The organism is Dyadobacter fanqingshengii, from assembly GCF_023822005.2.
In the GTDB taxonomy this organism is placed as follows: Bacteria; Bacteroidota; Bacteroidia; order Cytophagales; family Spirosomataceae; genus Dyadobacter; species Dyadobacter fanqingshengii.
The window spans coordinates 2,987,220-3,006,137 of sequence record NZ_CP098806.1 but is presented as its reverse complement, the minus strand read 5'-3'; the positions used below and the strand labels follow the sequence as shown (position 1 = coordinate 3,006,137).

The window sequence follows — 18,918 nt, the reverse complement described above, 5'->3', positions numbered from 1 at the left end:
AGGAAAAAGCCCGCTTCTGGTTCAGGAGCGGGCTTTTTAGTATTTATATGTTGTCAGGATTCTTTCCCTGAAATGATCAGTTTTTTCAGTTGATCCAATTCATCCCATTGCTGTTCCTTGGCCAGTAATGCTTGTTTTGGCCAGGAAGTAGGATTCTGGATCTGAAACCGCGGACCGGCTTTTTTCAAAACGGCTGCTAATCTGATAATGGAGGTGTCGGCGAGCTGTTCAATAGTATGAATGCCTTCCCGATTGAGCAATTCCTCAATCTTTGGCCCGATCCCTTCTATAATCTTCAAATCTTCCATTAGCCTGAATGCTTATCGGTTCATGGAGATCAAAAATTCTTCGTTGCTTCTGGTGCCTTTCATGTGTTCAAGCAGGAAGTCCATGGATTCCATGGCATTCATGTCGGACATATGTTTTCTCAGGATCCACACTTTTTTCAATGTTTCTTTATCCAAAAGCAAATCCTCACGACGCGTGCCCGAAGCCATTACATCAATTGCAGGGAATACACGCTTGTTGGATAGCTTACGATCCAGCTGCAATTCCATGTTACCCGTTCCTTTGAATTCTTCGAAGATAACCTCGTCCATTTTCGAACCTGTGTCGATCAATGCTGTTGCAATGATGGTCAGCGATCCGCCATGTTCAACATTTCTTGCTGCTCCGAAGAATCTTTTTGGTTTGTGCAATGCATTCGCATCCACACCACCCGAAAGTATCTTACCGGATGAAGGAACCACCGTGTTATAGGCACGTGCAAGACGTGTGATAGAATCGAGCAGAATAACCACGTCATGTCCGCATTCAACCATTCTTTTGGCTTTTTCCAAAACAATGCTCGCTACTTTCACGTGACGGTCGGCTTGCTCATCAAATGTAGAAGCAATAACCTCTGCTCTTACACTGCGCTGCATATCCGTAACCTCTTCCGGGCGTTCGTCAATCAGAAGGATCAAAAGAAAAACTTCCGGGTGGTTACGTGTGATGGCGTTTGCAATTTCTTTCAGTAAAACAGTCTTACCCGTCTTTGGCTGTGCAACGATCATTCCACGTTGTCCTTTTCCAATAGGAGCGAAAAGATCGAGGATCCTTGTAGAATATTGGTCAGGACGGGAGCTTAGCTTCAAGCATTCTTCAGGGAAAAGCGGCGTAAGATATTCGAAAGGAATACGATCCCTGATTTCCTCTGTTGTTTTACCATTAACGGTTTCAACACGAAGCAATGCGAAATATTTTTCACCTTCTTTCGGTGGGCGAATCTGTCCTCTTACCGTATCACCGGTTTTTAAACCAAAAAGCTTAATCTGCGAAGGTGACACATATATATCATCAGGACTAGCCAGGTAATTGTAATCTGCCGAACGAAGGAAACCGTAGCCGCCATCCTGCATGATTTCAAGGACCCCTTCATTAACGATCAATCCGTCAAACTCCCTTACATAATTGTTGTAATTGCGTTTGATTTTCGAGGATGGATCGTCGCGGTGAGCAGGTTGCTGAGGCTGTTGCGGTTGGCGGTCGCTTGAATCGTTAGACTGATTCGGCTGATTAGGTTGATTTGGCTGGCGGTTCTGCTTTTCTTCTTTGGCCGCCGCCGCAGCTTCTTCCAGGTTAATTTCAGATTTCTCTGAAACAACTTCCTCATTAGCAGGTGTTTCTGCCTCTGGTTGGTTGGTAATTTCTTCTTTGCCCAAATCATTCAGCGTGTCGCTGTCAGAATCCGCTTCTTCACGAATGTCTAAATTTTTTGGTCGGTCATTTATATCAGGACGCTGATTTCTCAGGGATGTATCAAATAGGGGAGCAGGCGAAGGAACGGGCGATGCACTGTCTTTTTTTAGCCTCGCCGGTCTGTTGTTTGCATTGGCCGGCCTGTTGTTAGCAGGTTTCAGCGTATCTCCGGCAGCATTCTCAGCTGGTCTGCGTGCCCTTTTTTTCTTTGGCTCATCGGAATTATAATCATCCGAATCTTCGGCCGTCGGGGCAGCAGAATGTGCCTCAGGGGCCATATTAACAGGCTCGGAAGCTGTGGGAGCTTCGGTAACCGCAGCAGGCTCCTGTTTAAGCAGGATTCTGTTTATCAATTCTTTTTTAGGGAGTTTAGCATACTCTGCAACGCCAAGGTTGCCAGCTATTTCTTTAAGCTCTGATAAAAGCTTAATGTTTAATTCATCAATTGTAGGCATACAGACAAGGGAAAGTAAAGTAACACTTTACCGAATGGATATTAAGGTTTTGAATTTTTTTGGACAAAAGCCGAGAAGCATATCTCGAAGTGACGTGATGGTCATTAATATTGAAAAAATATCTTCTGTATAAGTCCGGGTGCTGACTTTACAAACTGAAAAACTTTGATGGATCTACTCTGAAAGTTAGCAATTAAATAAAGGAAGTAAAGACAGTAAATCTGCAAGATTTTTAAAACCTCGACAACGTTGAGAGTTATCGCGTGATGGAATTTGGATTTAGAAGTCGATACTGGACTTATAGCGACGAAGGTAAAGAAAGTTATTTTATTTTCAAAACAAATAACTTCACAATTCAAAAAAATAGCTACTAAATAGCCTGCACGCTCTGATACAAATCATTAGGGCTTGATAATGAATGTATAAAACACCGCTGAGCCTTTCGTAAGCGTTAGTTTTTGTGCGCCAAATGTAGGACTTTTGCAAAATTATGAACATTGTCATTGATTCCGGGAACACATATTCGAAGGTAGGGTGGTTCCGGGAAGAGAAACTTATACGATATACGACGCACCTTACATTTAGCGAATTGATCGAAGCGGTGCGCTCGGAAATGCCGGAAAACATTTTATTTTCATCTGTAAGTTACAACGCAGCTGATTTCGAGAGTGCTTTGGGTAAGTCATTGAAAATATACAACTTATCGCCGGAAACGCCTCTGCCGATCACAAAAAATTATGATACACCGCAAACTTTGGGTGCAGATCGGATTGCAGCTTCGGCTGGCGCTAATTTTCTGTATCCCGGTGAAGATCTCGTTGTGATTGATATGGGCACTTGCATTACTTACGATCTGATTGATAAAGATGCAGTGTTTCAGGGCGGATTGATTTCCCCGGGGGTGAAGATGCGATTCAATGCCATGCATTCGTTCACTAAGCGGCTTCCTCTAGTAGAACCTGAACCAGAGCCGCCATTGATCGGAAAGAGCACACGCAGTGCCATGCAAAGCGGCGTAATGAACGGGGTTCTTGCGGAAATGCAGGGAATTATTGAAAAGTACCGTCACAATTCACCGGATTTGCGCGTACTATTATGTGGAGGAGATGCTGCTTTTTTTGAAAGTAGCCTGAAACCACCCATCTTTGCGGTGCCGGAATTGGTTTTAATAGGATTGAACAGAATTTTAACATATAATGTCTCGTTACAGTAGATTCAGAATACTCACTTTTGCAATTGCACTCATTTGGAATTGTACATACCTCAATACGGCGCTGAAAGCACAAGGCCTGGGCAATTCTCCATACTCATCATTGGGAATGGGCGAGTTTTACGGAGATGCTTATTCTGACAATGTGGGAATGGGGCAGTCGGGCGTTAGTACCAGCTCCGGGTTTCAGATCAATAACCTCAATCCTGCACTTTGGGTCCGCAACCGATTTACTACGCTGGATATAGGACTTATAGGCCAGTATAAAGACGTTGTTTCGGGTTCGGAAAAGCAAACCAATGCGGGTGGAAACCTTGCATATGTATCGCTGGCGTTTCCGGTGAGTCCGCGCTGGGTCCTGGGTGTAAGCCTTAAACCATACACATTTGTTGATTACAGCAATGCATCAGTACGCGATGTAATGGGAACAGAATATGTTGGTATTTATAATACAACCGGTAAGGGGGGCATTAATAAAGCCTCGGTAACAACTTCTTTTCAGGTTACCAAATACCTGAGCCTTGGACTGGAAAGCTCCTATTTCTTCGGCAATGTGCGTAAAGCCACGGAGGTTTCTCTGATTGACAGAGTTTCTCTGGAAAATGGTCTGGACATTTCAGACGAGCCAGTTGTGAGCTTAAATGACAGAACGACTTATAATGACATTGCATTTCGCGCTGGTGCTGCATTAAGAATTCCTATTAAAAAAGAAAACAAGCTGAACCTGAACCTGGGTGCGTCTTACAGCTTTGGAACTACTATCAATGCCGACCGGACGACCACTTTCGAAGTGACGTCCAATGCGCTTAACATCATCAACCCCGACACGCTCGACAACGCGGTGGGTGGCGGACTTAAAACGCCTAATCAGCTTCAAGTAGGAGGAAGTTTGGAATGGCCATTTAAGCTGGTCCTTTCGGCAGATTTCAGTTACCAGCAATGGTCTAAATACAGGAGTTTTGACAACTCAAATGACGGCTTGAATGATGTAGGTCGCATTAATATAGGCGCCGAATATCTTCCCAGATTTACATCGCTCAACTACTTTGATCTGGTAAGATATCGTGTTGGTTTCAGCTATGGAAAAACGCCTTATTCCATTGGGAATAAGGATGTTAATGATGCTAGTGTGAGTTTGGGCTTCACCTTCCCTATGGGGCGCGGTTATCAGAACTTTCTATCCGTTGCGCTCGTTGGTGGTCAGAGAGGGGACACGGGCGGCGGTATGATCCGCGAACGCTATGGACGCGTTGTGCTGGGCGTAACGCTTTTGGAAAGGTGGTTTGTTAAACAAAAAATTGATTAAAGGCTTATATGCGTATTGCATTGATCTTCAAGCATATATTAAAAGGAGATAGATCTTTATCTCCTTTTTGTATTATTGTGCTGGCTGTGTGGCTTTTGGCAGCTTGTGAGGGCAAACAAAATAAAGTGGGTGCGTTATATACAGGCCCGCTTGAAGTAGTGAATGATGTTGAAGTAAAATATAGCGAGCAGGGGAAGTTGAAAGTAGTGATGAAGACGCCGAGAAGGCTTGCTTATCAAAACGAAGCACAAGTTTTCCCGGATACGATCAACATTAACTTCTACGATACGACAGGCACAATCGTCACCCGCTTGCGTTCGGACTCAGGACATTATGATAAAGCCGCGGATGTTTACATTGTGAAAGGAAATGTGCGCGTGGTGAAGTCGGAAACAGAAGAGTTACTAACTACAACGGAGCTTAACTGGAGCCCGAGGACGCGCAAAGTTTTTACTGAAAAACCGCTCTCGGTTATCAATAAAAGAACTTCGGAAATCACCAATGCGATTGGTATGGATGCCGAGCAGGATTTCACCAGGATCAAATTCCGAAAGGCGACCGGGATCTACAAGTTTAGCGGCACGCCTTAATACGCTTTGCAGTCCTTTAAAGCAACTTGAACCGCTTCGATAGGCGTATATACGCTGTCTTTTCCCCATTTCATACTAACGAAGCTGACCAGTTCAGCGATCTCGATTTCTGTAAGCTTCGGATTCGCAGGCATAGGGCGATTGAATTCTTTTCCGTTCACGAGAATGGTGCCTTTCATTCCATTCCTGATAATGCAGGCAACGGCGGATTTATCATCGAGAATGGATGAGTTCACCAGCGGAGGATAGAGGTTGGACATGCCCTTGCCGTCGGTCTGATGGCAATTGGCGCAATAGGTGGTATAAAGTTGGTATCCTTCCACAAAATACTGCTCGCTCTTCAATTCTGACGCGCTTTTACAAGCAAACATTGAGGTAACAAACAGAAGAAAAATCGCTGGTTTGGTCATTAAATTGAGAGTAACTTACTGCTTATATTCTTCCTGCAGGATTTTAATGTCAGCAATTAATTTCTGAGTTCCTTCCTCGGTCGTGCCGTCGTACATGCCTCTTACGTGCTTTTCCTTATCAATCAAAACGAACGCACCGCTGTGAAGGTAGCCGCCGTCCGCAGTTTTGTCTTCTTTAACAGTGGTCATATAATGCTTTTGGCCGATCTCGTAAATTTTCTCCTTTTCTCCTGTCAAAAACTGCCACTGATCGCCTTGAACGCCAAGATCTGTCGCGAATTTCTTCAAAACCTGGGGCGTGTCGTGATCCGGATCGATAGAGTGGGAGAGGATCATCAATTCCGGATTGCCTTTGTATTGATTGTAAACTTTAACCATTTGACGCTTCATGATCGGGCAAATGGTAGGGCAGGTTGTGAAGAAAAAGTCGGCCACATATATTTTGCCTTCCACAATTTTCTCAGAAACCGTATCGCCTTCCTGGTTTACAAAAGTGAAAGCAGGAATGGAATTATAAACCGTATCAACAACTTCCTTGCCGTCCACCGTTTTCTTAACCGCGTCACGTTCTCCCAAAATAGGCAGCTTGCGCTCATTCTTGCAGCTGATCAAGCTGGAAATCAATGCAGTAAGAACGAATGTGTATATATGAACGGCGTTTTTTACTTGTATCATAACGTGTTATTCCAAAAATGTTTGCGCTTCTTGAATTGACTTTATTGTTACCTGCTTCACTTCCAGGATTTTTTCTTTCTCTTTTTCAAAATAAGCCACAGCTCCTTCCGGCGCTAATTTCTTAGCAGAATCACCACGATATGCGTGCATCCAGCTCATCATCAGCTTGTCGGATTCGTTGAGCCTTTGATTGAGGTCAACCGCTTTGATGCGTTCTTCGGCGATGGTGTTACTGCTTATCCCCTCATTTTGAAGGCTATCCATATGCTGTATTTTCTTGGATAGCTGCGACTTTAATGTCATGATCTGATCCATTTGCGGCATTACTTCGTCGTGAATGGTCATTACTTCGGCTTCCAGTTCAGCTACTTTGTCTTTTTTTGCTTCGCTGCCACAGCTGGTCAAAAGCGCCAGGGTTAATAGAGGGAGTATCAAATATTTCATATCATTGAGAGGTTAGGTGTAAAAAATGCTTTGTTATGTCTGTTCTTTCAGGATCATTTCACGGGCGTTGACCAGCACAGTTTCGGACGGGTTATGTCCGCCGATCATCTGCGCAATTTCCTGAACCCGCTCATCCACGGTCAGCTTTTTGATCTTACTCACCGTTTTGTCCGAAGAATGGTCTTTATAAACGAAGTAATGCGCATTGCCGCTGCTGGCGATCTGGTGTAAATGGGTTATGGCGATAATTTGGTGATTATGAGCCATGTTAAGCATCATTTTGCCCATTTTCCTGGCAATTTCGCCCGAAACCCCCGTGTCAATCTCGTCAAAGATAATTGTCGGCAGTTTTCGTTTATCGGCCAAAATGTATTTAATAACCATCATTAACCTCGAAAATTCACCACCAGAAGCAACTTGCTTCAATTCCTGGGGAACAATTCCTTTGTTTCCGCTGAACAGGAACGCAACCGAATCCAGCCCATTCATTGTCGGCAAGGTTTCCGTGATCTGAATAGATAAACTGGCGTTTGGGATTCCCAGTTCCGAAAGTCTTTCTAAAATCAGCTTTTCTATCGCTTTGGTCACCCTCCGGCGTTTTTCAGACAGTAAATTTGCGCTTTTCAGCATGGATTCTTTTGCCTGCATCGCAGCCTTTTCTGCCTTTACCAAATCATCATCCAGGTTCAGAACAATGCTCAGCTTGTGCTGCAAATCTGACTCGATTTTGAGTAACTGCTCAACATCTGTCGCATTGTGTTTTTTGAGCAAAGTATAGATCAGATCCAGGCGCTCCTGAACGAGTTCCGCGCGACCCTGGTCAATATCCACCGAACTGTTTGCCTGGTCAATTTCATCCGCAACGTCGCGCAGCTCTATCAATGTACTTTGCACGCGCTCGCGCATCGCGTCGTACACGGGAACAAGGCGCGCAGCCTGGCCTAATGCATTCGCCGCATTTTTGAGTAATTCAAGAATGGAGTTATCCGGATTATCGAGCAGCGTATGGGCTAATTGCAATTTTTCCCGGATCTCCACCGCATTTTCGAGAATGTTTAATTCAACTTCCAGCTTTTCCTGCTCATCGTGGGCAAGTTTAGCATTGTCCAGCTCCTGAAATAAAAATTGATCATAATCAAATTCCTTTCTAAGCTTAACCGCTTCCTGTTGAAGGTTATCAAACGCTCTGGTTGCTTCCTTATATGCTGTGAAATCACGCTGATACGATTTGAGCAATTGCGAGTTATCTGCAAATGAGTCCACAACCTGCAATTGAAACTCATTGTTACCAAGCGTGACCGAGTCGTGCTGCGAGTGAATGTCCAGGAGCTGGCTTCCGATTCGTTTCAATGCATCCAGATTTACCGGCGTATCATTGATAAATGCACGCGATTTGCCTGCCACGGAAATTTCTCGGCGGATAATGCATTCATCAGAGTAATCAAGGTTTTCGTCTTCAAAGTTCGGTGCCAGATCATAACCCGAAAGGCTAAAACTGCCCTCAATGACGCATTTCTCATTGGAATCATATAGCGATTTCACATCCGCGCGATTGCCCAGAAGCAACCCGATAGCCCCAAGCATAATAGACTTTCCTGCACCCGTCTCACCCGTAATGATGTTCAACCCGGGATCGGGGGACATCTCCAATTGCTTAATTAGCGCGTAATTCTTTATAAGTAAATTCGAAAGCATATCTATACGAATATAGTTATCATATCAACAAATAGGAAATATAACCATTCGCAGCCTGTTATTGATCGCTTACTTTGAACCGGCATCATACACGATCTCGTAAAGTGTTGGCAATGGAATCAGATGCGCGTGATTGCGTGTGTCGCGGATCAGCAGGTGTTCTTTGGTGAACGATTCCAGTTTACCGAAGTGTGTATTCCCGTTGTCCATAACTGCATTGATCTCTATTTTAAGGAGCTTTTCGAGTGAAGAATAAATGTCTTTGGCAGAAATGCGAATTAGTCTTTTACTCATAATCGGAAGCTTCAAACGGAGATGTTAACGGAAGAAAGGCTATTTTACAGGGAGAGACGTTGATATAATTGCGTTTTGGTAGGATCCAGCCCCACTAATAATGTGTAAGCTTTGGCGCGATCCTCAGGCTGTGCTTCAATCAGAATTCTGTAAAGCTCGTCTGATTTTGAGTCAAAAAATGAATTGATAACCACGCTGGCAGGACGGAGCTGATTGACTTCTTTTGCTGTGTTCAGCACTTCCATAACCTTCGCACGTGTTTCAGCCGGATTTTGAGTCGCTACATCGAGTCCAAGCCGGTAATATTTGTACATGCCTTCACGGAATGGCGTAAACTGCTGGCTCATCAAGTTTTCTACCAGCCAATAGCGATTCCGGGAATCACCGTTGGAGTCCCAGCCGCGCTTGTTAGGCGAAGAGTTCCGTGCCTGATTTACAAGATTAAATGCCTTCTGAACATATGGTGCCCCTCCTAATTTGCTGAAAGAATCGTAATCAAAAATCAGCGCAATGTTGGCGTAGAATGCCAGAATGTATGGAAGCTCTTCGGTGTAGTTGTTCTCGTTGAAATAAAGGGGTGTGTTGGGCAAATAAGTGAATGTAAAGTTTTTGTCAACATAAGTAAACAGCACCGTCTCGTAATTGGAATTATAAACAGGCCTTGAAACAACCAGCTGCGCATTTCCCTCATAGTTTCCCTGATTCAGTGAGCGGGTCAGGTTAACATTCAATTTACATTTGATTTTTTCTTCCTTGCCAAATTCGTCATTAGTCCAGCGCGTGTTGTTCAAAAAATCATTCATATAAGTTTGAAGCTGCGCCATGGACTGCGGGTCAGTCTTTTGCTGTGCAACAAGCTGTTCATAATTGAGATTTACTGAAAATTGAAATTCCTGGGCAAAAGCCTGTCCGGAAATTGTGCAAGCAACCAGTAAAATCAACCAAACTCCTATTTTTTTCATGCTTCACTCCATTTATCCAGGACAATATGCAGGATATCCTGTGCCACTTCTTCTTTGCGTTTCAAATCGAAATGTTTCACATTTTTCCTTTTGTCAATAACGGTAATTTTGTTTGTATCGTGTGCAAAGCCCGCGCCAGGATCATTCAGTGAATTCAAAATGATAAAGTCGAAGTTTTTGCGCAGTAATTTGTCCATTGCATACTCCATTTCATTTTCCGTTTCCAAGGCAAAACCGATCAGCAACTGGTTTTCCGTTTTGGATTTGCCTAATGTTCCCGCAATGTCCCGTGTCTTCACCAGATCGAGCGACATTTCCTGGCCTTGTTTCTTGATCTTATGTGCTGCAACCAACTTCGATGTGTAATCAGCCACGGCAGCAGCAAATATCACTACGTCGCTCCCGGTAAAATGTCCTTGAGTTGCTTCAAACATTTCTTCGGCACTTTGCACGTCAATGCGTTTTATGGTCTGTTCAGGAATCGGCAGGCTTGTGGGGCCGCTGACGAGCAAGACCGTTGCACCCGCGGACGCAAACGCTTCGGCAATTGCATAACCCATTTTCCCGGAAGAGCGGTTGCTGATATAGCGCACCGGGTCAATGGCTTCAACGGTCGGCCCGGCAGTTATAAGCACCCTTTTCCCAAAAGCAACGGACTTTTTAGCAAAAAAACCTGCCAATGTACGCACGATTGTTTCCGGCTCTGCAAGACGTCCATCGCCAATGAGCCCGCTGGCCAATTCGCCATGTTCCGGTTCGATGAAGTGGTTACCAAAACCAATTAATGTGTTGATGTTATGCTGTGTGGACGGATGTTGATACATGTCCACATCCATTGCCGGCGCAAAGAAAACAGGGCAACGCGCCGATAAATAGACGGCTGTGAGCAAGTCATCACAATTTCCTGTTGCGCATTTGGACAGGGTGCGTGCAGTTGCAGGAGCAATAATGATAGCGTCTGCCCAAAGTCCCAGCTCCACATGATTGTTCCAGGTTCCCTCTTCCCCGGCTGTAAATGTGCTTAATACAGGTTTTTTGGATAAAACGGACAAGGTAAGCGGTGTTATAAATTCCTTCGCAGACTCTGTCATAACAACTTGAACCTCAGCATCAGCCTTTACCAAAAGTCGGACAAGAAGCGCAGATTTATATGCAGCAATGCTGCCTGAAACGGCAACGAGTATCTTTTTACCTTTGAGATTCAATCTTCAATCGCTTTGGGTGGTCAAATTCGGAAGGATTCCTGTCAGGCATAAAGTTACAGAGATAAGTGTAACAATTTGAAATCTTTGGTGCCTATAAATGAAAAGCCAGCCGCAAAAGAATTTTAGCGGCTGGCTTTTTGTGAAATCGGATTTTATTCTTCCGTCGTATCGCGGTAAGCGTGATAAGTTTTTCCTTCAATGAATTCATCTATTGAAATGCTTCCGGCTTTCGGCATACGCTCGTAAAACTTAGAAATTTCAATTTGCTCCCTGTTTTCAAAAACCTCTTCCAGGTTATCTACGCCAGAAGCGAATTCAGCAAGCTTATTATTAAGCTCTTCCTTCATTTTGCTCGAGATCTGACGGGCTCTTTTAGAAATCACTGATACTGACTCGTACAGATTACCAGTTACGTCTGCGATCTTGTCCGTATCCCGGGTAACGATTGATGGATTGGTTGCCATGCTTATGGTGCTATTAGTTGAAATTTAAATTAATAAAAGAACTACTGTCCTTTTGGTTCCGAAATGGCCGGCGTTGTTACTTTCGTCGGTTTATTAGCTGGATCTGGCTGTGTTTCAAGTAGTTTCTGCCGCTCCACTTCTGCTTTTGCAATTACTTCAATTTGCTTTTGACTATCGTCAAACATTTTCTCCGCATCCCTGTTATACTTGCCAGTCGGATATTTGTCGATCAATTCCTGGTAGAACTTCAAAACATCCTGATATCTTTCTTTTTGCTTAATGCTGAAACTGTTCGCAGCGAGATTGTATTGCGATTCAACTTTGAGGAATGCAAGCTCCTCGTTGTATTTGGAATCCGGGAAATCTTTGCGGAAGTTCTCTATTGATATCACAGCTGACTTCATCGACATTGCATTGAAGTCGCTGATCTTGTGATACAAGCGGGCTCTTTCGTACGCTTTTCTTTCCAGTTTCGAACGTAGTTCTAATATGTAACGTGTACATTCTTCGCGGAACGGGCTTTCAGGATAAGTGTTGATAAAATCCTGCATGGCCGAAATAGCCGTGAATGTACTGGTCTGATCTAAATTGAACGGAGACGAGTCCTTATACAGGGAAAAAGCATGCATGTATAGTGCTTCCTGTGCGTAATCGCTGCGTGCGTATGTATCAAAGAACTTTTTAAATAAAAACTGGCTCGTATTATACTGCTCTTGCTGATATTGCGTGTAAGCATAGTAAAACTGCGCTAGCTCAGATTCCGTACTTCCTTTCAATAACGGAATAAGCTCCTCAAAGAGTAAACCGGAACGGTAAAAATCCCCTTTTTTGTAATAAGACATCGCGGCATCATACTTTTCCTGATCCGTACCAGTCTTTTGTAACTTCGAGAACTTACTACAGGAAGTAATAACAAGGACCGCAATAAAAAGCAAGAAATAGCTTGCTGGACTGTTTTTTCGCATATTAGGTGCAAAGGTAATAAAAAAAGCTACACCATTCATAACGAATGCGTAGCTGATATAGTGTTAAAAATTAGCCTATTGCTGATGACGTACAAGCATTTTTTTGGTGGCTACTTTCTGACCGTCCAGTGACAATTGATAGAAATAAAGCCCTGTTGGCATATCCTTCGTATTCACACGCAGCTTTCTGTCATTTCTGGTTAGGGGCAGCTCAGCCATTTGAGAGCCAAGAACATTGTAGATAATCACTTTGGCGTCACGAATGTTAGCGGTAATGTTGTAATCAAGATCCGCATATTCGCTGGCCGGGTTGGGGTAAATATTTGAAACCGAAATTTTGTCATTTACATATAACTGCTCTTCCGCTTTCAATTGCGCTTCCATCGCTGGCTGCCTTCTGTCTGTTACTTTTTCCACAATTTCCGTTGTTGCCACTCCGGTGCTTTCAGAAGCATTCGGAGAAGAAAAAAGAAAAGACCGGTAAAAGCTGTTTAGTGCTTTTGGATTTTGCAAAGACAACAATTTATAACTTGAACCTGTGGCCAAACCCGAAAACTTGATGTTTTCTCCCGAGGCAGGCTTCTTTTTGCTGACCATGTTCAAACGGCTGCCGTTCGAGACGGATTGCGCGTTTAAACCCTGTAAGGCCAACGTTAGCAAAATCATTAAATAAAGTATATTTCTTTTCATAGCGTCATGTTGGAATACTTTTGACTAATTTTTAAACTATTTTAGTTAAAAAGTACATTACAAAAATATAGAGAAATAATTGTATGTTCAAAATATATTGTGTGAATGGACATCTTTATTTTAAGTTAAAAAACCATGCCGGTTTTTCGAATTTTAAGCTTATCCTGATATATTTTTCACAACTCTCTCCAGATTGTCTTATTCTTAGTTGGTTTTTCGGATATTCTCCAATTAAATCCTTCCAATTGTCTTTCCGGTGCCTTGATTTTTGTTGGTGGAATCAGCTTCCCGTCAGGTTTCCCCACAAATGAGATTTTTTGTACACGGTTATCTGTAAAAAGCAGATTCATCCTTCCACACTCTACCCGGTTCAGCCCGATGTTTTTCTGCTCGTCGTCCACTGCATAGTAGGCACTTTCGCCGTTTCCGTCCACGAGAACTTGTTTTAATTTATTCCCCGTATCAAAATAAGCATTGATCGTGCGGCCCTTGACCTGGTTAAACTGCTTCACCAAAGTATCCTCCGTAATCACGAAAGATTTCCCTTTCAGCAGCATCCGGTTAATCTCATTATTGACCAAGAAAGCAGTGATCGAATCCGCCTCCATTTGATAATGCTGATCGCTCCATAAAATCGGCTTGCGGAAAAAACGAATGATCGAATCCGCAGTGTTGTACGTGATCGAATCGCATTTACCCTGGAAATCTGTTTTGTATATAAAAACATTCTTATTTCCGACTAATTTCCTGGTGCTATCACGCTGATTTTCATAAGAATACAAAGTATCAGCTCGAATATAGAGCGTGTCATCAGAAACTACATTTCGTACATATGCGTGACCGAAAATCTTGGAATAACCTTCTTTTTTCCAATAATAACCTTCGTCGCCATTCAGAACCGTTTTATCCTTTTTTGCCACAATAACCACGTTCCCTCTTCCACGACCATTGTTAGTTTTTCCGTCTACTTCCAGCGAGTCTGCGGTGAGTGTATACGTTTCGTTATCAACCGTCGTCCTCTTCTGAAATGCTGACTCCGCAGACTCTGTATTGTAACGGCCTTTCGTCCCGTTTACCGTCCCGTCCTTATTGGTGATTTTCGTAACACCATTAAAGTCAGACCATTTTGTGATCGAGTTATAAAACAATGTGTCGGTAGTCAGCACATATTTTTTGTTGACCAGCTTTACGCTTTTATAATAAGTGAATTCTTTGGTCCGCGTATTATAAAAACCCTCTTTGCTAGTCAGCACATTCTCCTCATCGACCGTCCGGCCCGGCGTTTTGTAATTGGCAATGCCATTGGCCATGTCGTACTCGATTTTCCGGGTTGTCAATGTGCGTTTGCTATCTTTCAGGACCGTTTTTTTTCCGCTCACGATCGCGAGACGGGTGTTGCCGTAATAATAGAGCGTGTCACCAGTAACCGTCACCGTATCACCCTGCACGATTTTCACATTTCCAAAGGCCTCAATGACATTGGTATTAATGTTCTGAATGGCCAATTTGCTATACAAAAGTGCTCCTTTATGCTTAAAAACGCCATTTGTGACACGTCTGGAATCAACACCATTTTCATTGATAATTTCCAGTTCGTCGGATTTTATAATTTCAACAAGATCTTCACTCTGCGCGGGCTGAGATTGCGGTAAGGCTTTCTGCGCCAACAGATAAGGTGAAAAAGACATCAAGACAAAGAACGTCAATCGGAATATATTACTTTTGATATGGATGACGCGCAAAAGTTTAAAAGGGTTGCACTTTATTGTGTATTTATTTTTATTCATGTTGCTGTCTTTCCTTTACCTTTGAAATAGGTGCCTATAATTAGCCTGGTAAAAGACTTTTGATCTTATATACGCCAAAACTACATCAATTACGTTTCTTAGGTTCATGTTGGATCCTTTTTTAACTTTTATTAACCAACACAAGCTGGATCTCAAAAAGCACCCTTGTTTACTGACTGTAAGCGGGGGAGTAGATTCAGTAGTAATGCTTCATCTGTTTCACCAAGCAGGTTTTCCGGCGGGCATTGCGCATTGTAATTTCGGGTTAAGGGGGGAGGAGTCAGAGGGGGATGAGCAGTTTGTGAGGGATCTTTCCAGCAGGTGTGGTTTTCCATTTTATTCCAAACGTTTTGATGTCAAATCTTTTGCAAAAAACACGGGCATTTCCACGCAAATGGCAGCCAGGGAGCTGCGGTACGAATGGTTCGAAGAGATTAGGGCAGCCAACAATTATATATACATCGCAACTGCGCACCACGCGAACGATTCCCTCGAAACAACGCTCCTGAATCTCACCCGTGGAACCGGCATATTAGGTCTGCACGGCATATCAGGCATTAACAACTATCTTCTTCGTCCCTTGCTGCTGGCTACAAAGGAGCAAATCCTGGCATACGCACACGAAAATAAACTTCAATGGAGAGAGGACCGGTCCAATGATTCGGATGACTACAAACGAAATCTGATCAGACATAAGGTTGTGCCGGTGTTGAAACAGCTTAATCCTTCGCTGGAAAAGACATTTAATCAAACATCAGCCAAGCTCCGAAGCGCCGACCGGTTGCTGGCAAAAATGCTGGATGACTGGTCAGCAGACGTTGTTGTGAAAGCGGATGATCAAATCCTGATCAGCAAAGAAAAGCTTTCTGCTGAGCGTGAGCCTGCGTATAGGCTATGGCATATCTTACAGGATTATGATTTTGCCTATGCGCAAGTCGTGAAAGTTATTGAAGGCTTGAACGGGCATTCGGGTAAATTTTTTCAATCCGCATCTCACACATTGTTGATAGACCGGCAAAATCTAATTGTCAAGAAAACGGAAGCAAGTGACTTTGATGTTGAAATTCAAATTGAGGAAAACCAACAGGAGGTGGAGTTTGTCGGGCAATTCATCTCAATCCTTAAGAAAAGGCGAAATGCAAATGATGACCTTATCAAAAGCCGAAGTTCAGTTTCGATAAATTATGACAAACTGATTTTTCCGTTAATGATCAGAAGATGGAGAGTAGGGGATATGTTTCAGCCGCTGGGTATGAATGGTCAACGAAAGAAGTTAAGCGATCTGTTTATAGATCTGAAAATGGACCAATTTGCAAAGAAAAATGCACTGGTTCTTTTAAATGGTGATGGGGAAGTTATTTGGGTAGTAGGAGTGAGATTGGACGAGCGATATAAGGTACAGGAATGGACGACGTTTACCTTGCAGGTGACAGTTGGCTAGAATAAGCTGCTCAATCATGCACATTGTACTAGATACAAATATAATAAGACAGGATTGGCGACTGAAATCAGAGGCATTTAATCAACTGCTTAACTATTCTGCAAAAAACCGAGTTGCACCGTTTTCACTTCATTGAAATACCCACGAAGATCGACGGACTACCTGATGTTTTGTTACGTTGGAGGGAGGGCATCAAACCGTTTAAAGCAGGGAAAGATGCTTTTAGGGACGCAACTATCTGGCTCTCTGTCCTTGACTTAGCAAAGCGCGACTGTAGAGAGACAGTTTGTTTCATATCTAGTAATGTGCATGACTTTGCAGACAATGAAGGGCACAATCTTCATTCCGATTTGCAAAGTGAAGTAGAAAAACTTGGACTGAATGTGAGATTTTTTCGATCCTTAAATCATTTCAATGAAGTTCATACAAACCACCTAAATTTCCTTAACAAGCAGTTGCTGAGCGCCAATATTGATTGTGCATTTTTAAATCCGTCGGTGTTGGAAGGAGTTCGTGGGATCCACTGCGGTTATTATTTCGAAACATTTCATAGGAAGGTCAGCACTGACTATGACGGTATTTTGAATTATGACCCTTTGCAAGCTGAATTTGATAAATCCATTTTGATGTTTAATGTAGGTCGGGAAGCCAAAAATGAATATAGTGTATGGATGAGCTTGGGTGGTGAGGTTTTAGTCGAATATCTCTTAGATGACGAGCACTTCAACTTTCTAGTTGTTCATTTTCACACGGAGGTTAATATAATAATAAGAGACAAAGTAATAGTTAGCTATGAAGCCAACTATCACGAGGAAAACTCAGGATTATCGATCGACGATGCATATGAGGTTTTGTGAATTGTTCCTAACTCATAATTTTTTGACATCAAACCTTGCGCATAAGGATTTTGTTTTTACATTTGCACCACGTTTCGCATACGGCGAAATATTTAGAGAGATGGCAGAGTGGTCGATTGCGACGGTCTTGAAAACCGTTGACTGTTACAGGTCCGGGGGTTCGAATCCCTCTCTCTCTGCGGAAATCAATATCAAAACACATCAAAAGCCTGCAAATCAACGATTTGCAGGCTTTTTTTCTTTCCACGCTATGCCAAAATGTTCAAAAAATCCCAATATGTTGGTGAGCAGTTCGGTGAGCAGCTGAAAGAAGAAAAAAGTGCTCACCAAATTGCCCGTAACGATTTGTTTATGAACATGTTTACGACGTAAACATCTTGATTTGAACAAGCTGCAATCATAATTTTAAACCACTTAAAATCTGATTGCTATGTTAACAAAAAGCTTCACGTTGCTCTTTTATCTAAAAAAACGCAACAACTACGTCAAAGGTGAATTGCCAATCTACATGAGGTTGACAGTAGACGGCCAAAGAATTGAGATTAGTACAAAAAGGGAGTGCGAGCCGGAAAAATGGAACTCTTCAGCTGGTAGGAAGAATGGAACCAAAGAAGATGCAAAGTTACTCAACGCGTATTTGGATACCCTTCAATCCAAAGTTTATGATGTTCACAGGCAGCTGATAGAATCTGGCCGAGCCATTACCGCTGAATCGGTAAAAAATATTCTTGTGGGAACTTCGGTAAAGCCAAAAATGATCCTTGAGATTTTTCAGGAGCACAATGACAAGATGTCGAAATTGGTAGGAACTGACTTTGCTCCCGGCACATTGGAACGTTATAAAACTTCTTTTGAGCATACGAAGGAGTTTATAAAATATAAGTACCGGAGTGCCGACCTTGAAATTGAAAAGCTGGATTATGATTTCATTGCCGATTATGAATTTTGGATGAAAGCTATCCGAAAATGCAGTCATAACACGACTATGAAGTACCTGTCTAATTTTAAAAAGATATCCCTTCTGTGTATCAAGCGGGGTTGGCTAGCACGCGATCCATTTCATGCTTATAAAATGACAAAGCACGAGGTAGACAGGCAAGCGTTGACAGGTCCTGAACTGCAAGCAATAACAAATCGTGATTTCGGACAAGGCCGATTGGCGCAGGTATGCGACATATTTCTGTTCTGCTGCTATACTGGTTTGGCCTATGCTGATGTTTTTAAGCTGAAACGCTCGGAAATTATCGATGGTAGCGATGGTGAAAAGTGGATAGTCATAAAGAGACAGAAGACCGATTCGCCTTCAAGAATTCCACTTTTGCCTCAGGCGTTGTTCATAATTTCTGCATACAACGAGCATCCGCAATGCATCGCTCAGGATAGACTGCTCCCGGTATTGTCAAACCAGAAAATGAATTCCTATCTAAAAGAAATTTCTGATCTATGTGGTATTAAAAAGCAGATCACATTTCACTTGGCCAGACATACATTCGCGACAACCGTAACTTTGACCAACGGAGTGCCAATCGAAAGTGTTTCGAAGATGTTAGGGCATCGAAATATCAAAACGACTCAGCTATACGCAAAGATCGTCGACAAGAAAATTTCAGATGATATGCGTAGGTTAAAGGAGGTATTAGGTACTTCATAGATAATTGTCTGACAAACAAACTCGGCAAAAGGGCAGCTAAATAAGTGGCCCTATTTGTAAGGATTGTGAGAAGCCGC

The 18,918-nt window shown here is 42.9% G+C and carries 19 protein-coding genes and 1 tRNA gene; 7 read left to right on the top strand and 13 right to left on the bottom strand.

The window, feature by feature from the left end:
- Positions 1-53: 53 nt before the first annotated feature.
- Together NFI81_RS12520 and rho are read right to left on the bottom strand one after the other, a co-directional pair.
- The gene (locus NFI81_RS12520) at positions 54-308 is read right to left on the bottom strand and encodes a helix-hairpin-helix domain-containing protein (RefSeq protein ID WP_234612101.1); all 255 of its coding nucleotides are present in this window, start codon (positions 306-308) and stop codon (positions 54-56) included.
- Positions 309-320: 12 nt separating this feature from the next.
- Complete coding sequence (rho, locus tag NFI81_RS12515; protein ID WP_234612102.1) at positions 321-2,195, bottom strand: transcription termination factor Rho; 1,875 nt, start codon at positions 2,193-2,195, stop codon at positions 321-323.
- Between the two features lie 490 nt (positions 2,196-2,685).
- Between rho and NFI81_RS12510 the strand changes: the two genes are divergently transcribed.
- The 3 genes from NFI81_RS12510 to lptC are packed head-to-tail and all read left to right on the top strand — an operon-like array spanning position 2,686 to position 5,301.
- On the top strand, positions 2,686-3,408 hold the full coding sequence (locus NFI81_RS12510; RefSeq protein ID WP_234612103.1) for a type III pantothenate kinase: 723 nt from the start codon (positions 2,686-2,688) through the stop codon (positions 3,406-3,408).
- Complete coding sequence (bamG, locus tag NFI81_RS12505; RefSeq protein ID WP_234612104.1) at positions 3,392-4,711, top strand: BamG family beta-barrel-assembly machinery protein; 1,320 nt, start codon at positions 3,392-3,394, stop codon at positions 4,709-4,711. The genes NFI81_RS12510 and bamG overlap by 17 nt, the downstream gene beginning before the upstream one ends.
- An 8-nt stretch (positions 4,712-4,719) precedes the next feature.
- Positions 4,720-5,301, top strand: a complete 582-nt coding sequence (lptC, locus tag NFI81_RS12500) for an LPS export ABC transporter periplasmic protein LptC (RefSeq protein ID WP_234612105.1) — start codon at positions 4,720-4,722, stop codon at positions 5,299-5,301.
- On the opposite strand, the gene NFI81_RS12495 is transcribed toward lptC, so the two are convergent.
- The 11 genes from NFI81_RS12495 to NFI81_RS12445 all read right to left on the bottom strand — a co-directional run bounded on the left by NFI81_RS12495 (position 5,298) and on the right by NFI81_RS12445 (position 14,793).
- Positions 5,298-5,672, bottom strand: a complete 375-nt coding sequence (locus tag NFI81_RS12495) for a c-type cytochrome (protein ID WP_234612106.1) — start codon at positions 5,670-5,672, stop codon at positions 5,298-5,300. The genes lptC and NFI81_RS12495 overlap by 4 nt on opposite strands.
- Positions 5,673-5,726: 54 nt before the next feature.
- Positions 5,727-6,386, bottom strand: coding sequence for an SCO family protein (locus NFI81_RS12490; protein WP_234612107.1), 660 nt, complete (start codon positions 6,384-6,386; stop codon positions 5,727-5,729).
- 6 nt (positions 6,387-6,392) lie between these two features.
- Entirely contained in the window at positions 6,393-6,830 is a 438-nt protein-coding gene (locus tag NFI81_RS12485; protein WP_234612108.1) for a viral A-type inclusion protein, read from the bottom strand.
- A 33-nt stretch (positions 6,831-6,863) separates the two neighbouring features.
- A complete protein-coding gene (gene recN, locus NFI81_RS12480) occupies positions 6,864-8,525 on the bottom strand; it encodes a DNA repair protein RecN (protein ID WP_234612109.1) in 1,662 nt (553 codons plus the stop codon).
- A gap of 69 nt (positions 8,526-8,594) precedes the next feature.
- On the bottom strand, positions 8,595-8,819 hold the full coding sequence (locus NFI81_RS12475; protein ID WP_234612110.1) for a hypothetical protein: 225 nt from the start codon (positions 8,817-8,819) through the stop codon (positions 8,595-8,597).
- A 44-nt stretch (positions 8,820-8,863) separates the two neighbouring features.
- Positions 8,864-9,781 (bottom strand): type IX secretion system protein PorD, encoded by a 918-nt coding sequence (gene porD / locus NFI81_RS12470; protein ID WP_234612111.1) that lies wholly within the window; start codon positions 9,779-9,781, stop codon positions 8,864-8,866.
- A complete protein-coding gene (gene coaBC / locus NFI81_RS12465) occupies positions 9,778-10,986 on the bottom strand; it encodes a bifunctional phosphopantothenoylcysteine decarboxylase/phosphopantothenate--cysteine ligase CoaBC (RefSeq protein WP_234612112.1) in 1,209 nt (402 codons plus the stop codon). Before coaBC ends, porD begins: the two co-directional genes overlap by 4 nt.
- Before the next feature lie 152 nt (positions 10,987-11,138).
- Complete coding sequence (locus NFI81_RS12460) at positions 11,139-11,450, bottom strand: DNA-directed RNA polymerase subunit omega (RefSeq protein WP_234612113.1); 312 nt, start codon at positions 11,448-11,450, stop codon at positions 11,139-11,141.
- 41 nt (positions 11,451-11,491) lie between these two features.
- Positions 11,492-12,415: an outer membrane protein assembly factor BamD gene (locus NFI81_RS12455; protein WP_234612114.1), complete on the bottom strand. Its 924-nt coding sequence runs from the start codon at positions 12,413-12,415 to the stop codon at positions 11,492-11,494.
- 75 nt (positions 12,416-12,490) lie between these two features.
- Positions 12,491-13,105 carry a T9SS type A sorting domain-containing protein gene (locus NFI81_RS12450; RefSeq protein WP_234612115.1) on the bottom strand — a complete coding sequence of 205 codons (615 nt, stop codon included), beginning with the start codon at positions 13,103-13,105 and terminating at the stop codon, positions 12,491-12,493.
- Positions 13,106-13,281: 176 nt separating this feature from the next.
- Complete coding sequence (locus NFI81_RS12445; protein ID WP_234612116.1) at positions 13,282-14,793, bottom strand: OstA-like protein; 1,512 nt, start codon at positions 14,791-14,793, stop codon at positions 13,282-13,284.
- Positions 14,794-14,998: 205 nt separating this feature from the next.
- Between NFI81_RS12445 and tilS the strand changes: the two genes are divergently transcribed.
- The 4 genes from tilS (at position 14,999) to NFI81_RS12425 (ending at position 18,841) form a co-directional block, all read left to right on the top strand.
- Positions 14,999-16,333 (top strand): tRNA lysidine(34) synthetase TilS, encoded by a 1,335-nt coding sequence (gene tilS, locus NFI81_RS12440; protein WP_255717340.1) that lies wholly within the window; start codon positions 14,999-15,001, stop codon positions 16,331-16,333.
- 113 nt (positions 16,334-16,446) lie between these two features.
- A complete protein-coding gene (locus NFI81_RS12435; protein WP_255717341.1) occupies positions 16,447-17,190 on the top strand; it encodes a PIN domain-containing protein in 744 nt (247 codons plus the stop codon).
- Positions 17,191-17,284: 94 nt separating this feature from the next.
- Positions 17,285-17,369 (top strand) — tRNA-Ser (locus tag NFI81_RS12430).
- Between the two features lie 251 nt (positions 17,370-17,620).
- Positions 17,621-18,841, top strand: coding sequence for a site-specific integrase (locus tag NFI81_RS12425; RefSeq protein WP_234612119.1), 1,221 nt, complete (start codon positions 17,621-17,623; stop codon positions 18,839-18,841).
- Positions 18,842-18,918 lie beyond the last annotated feature (77 nt).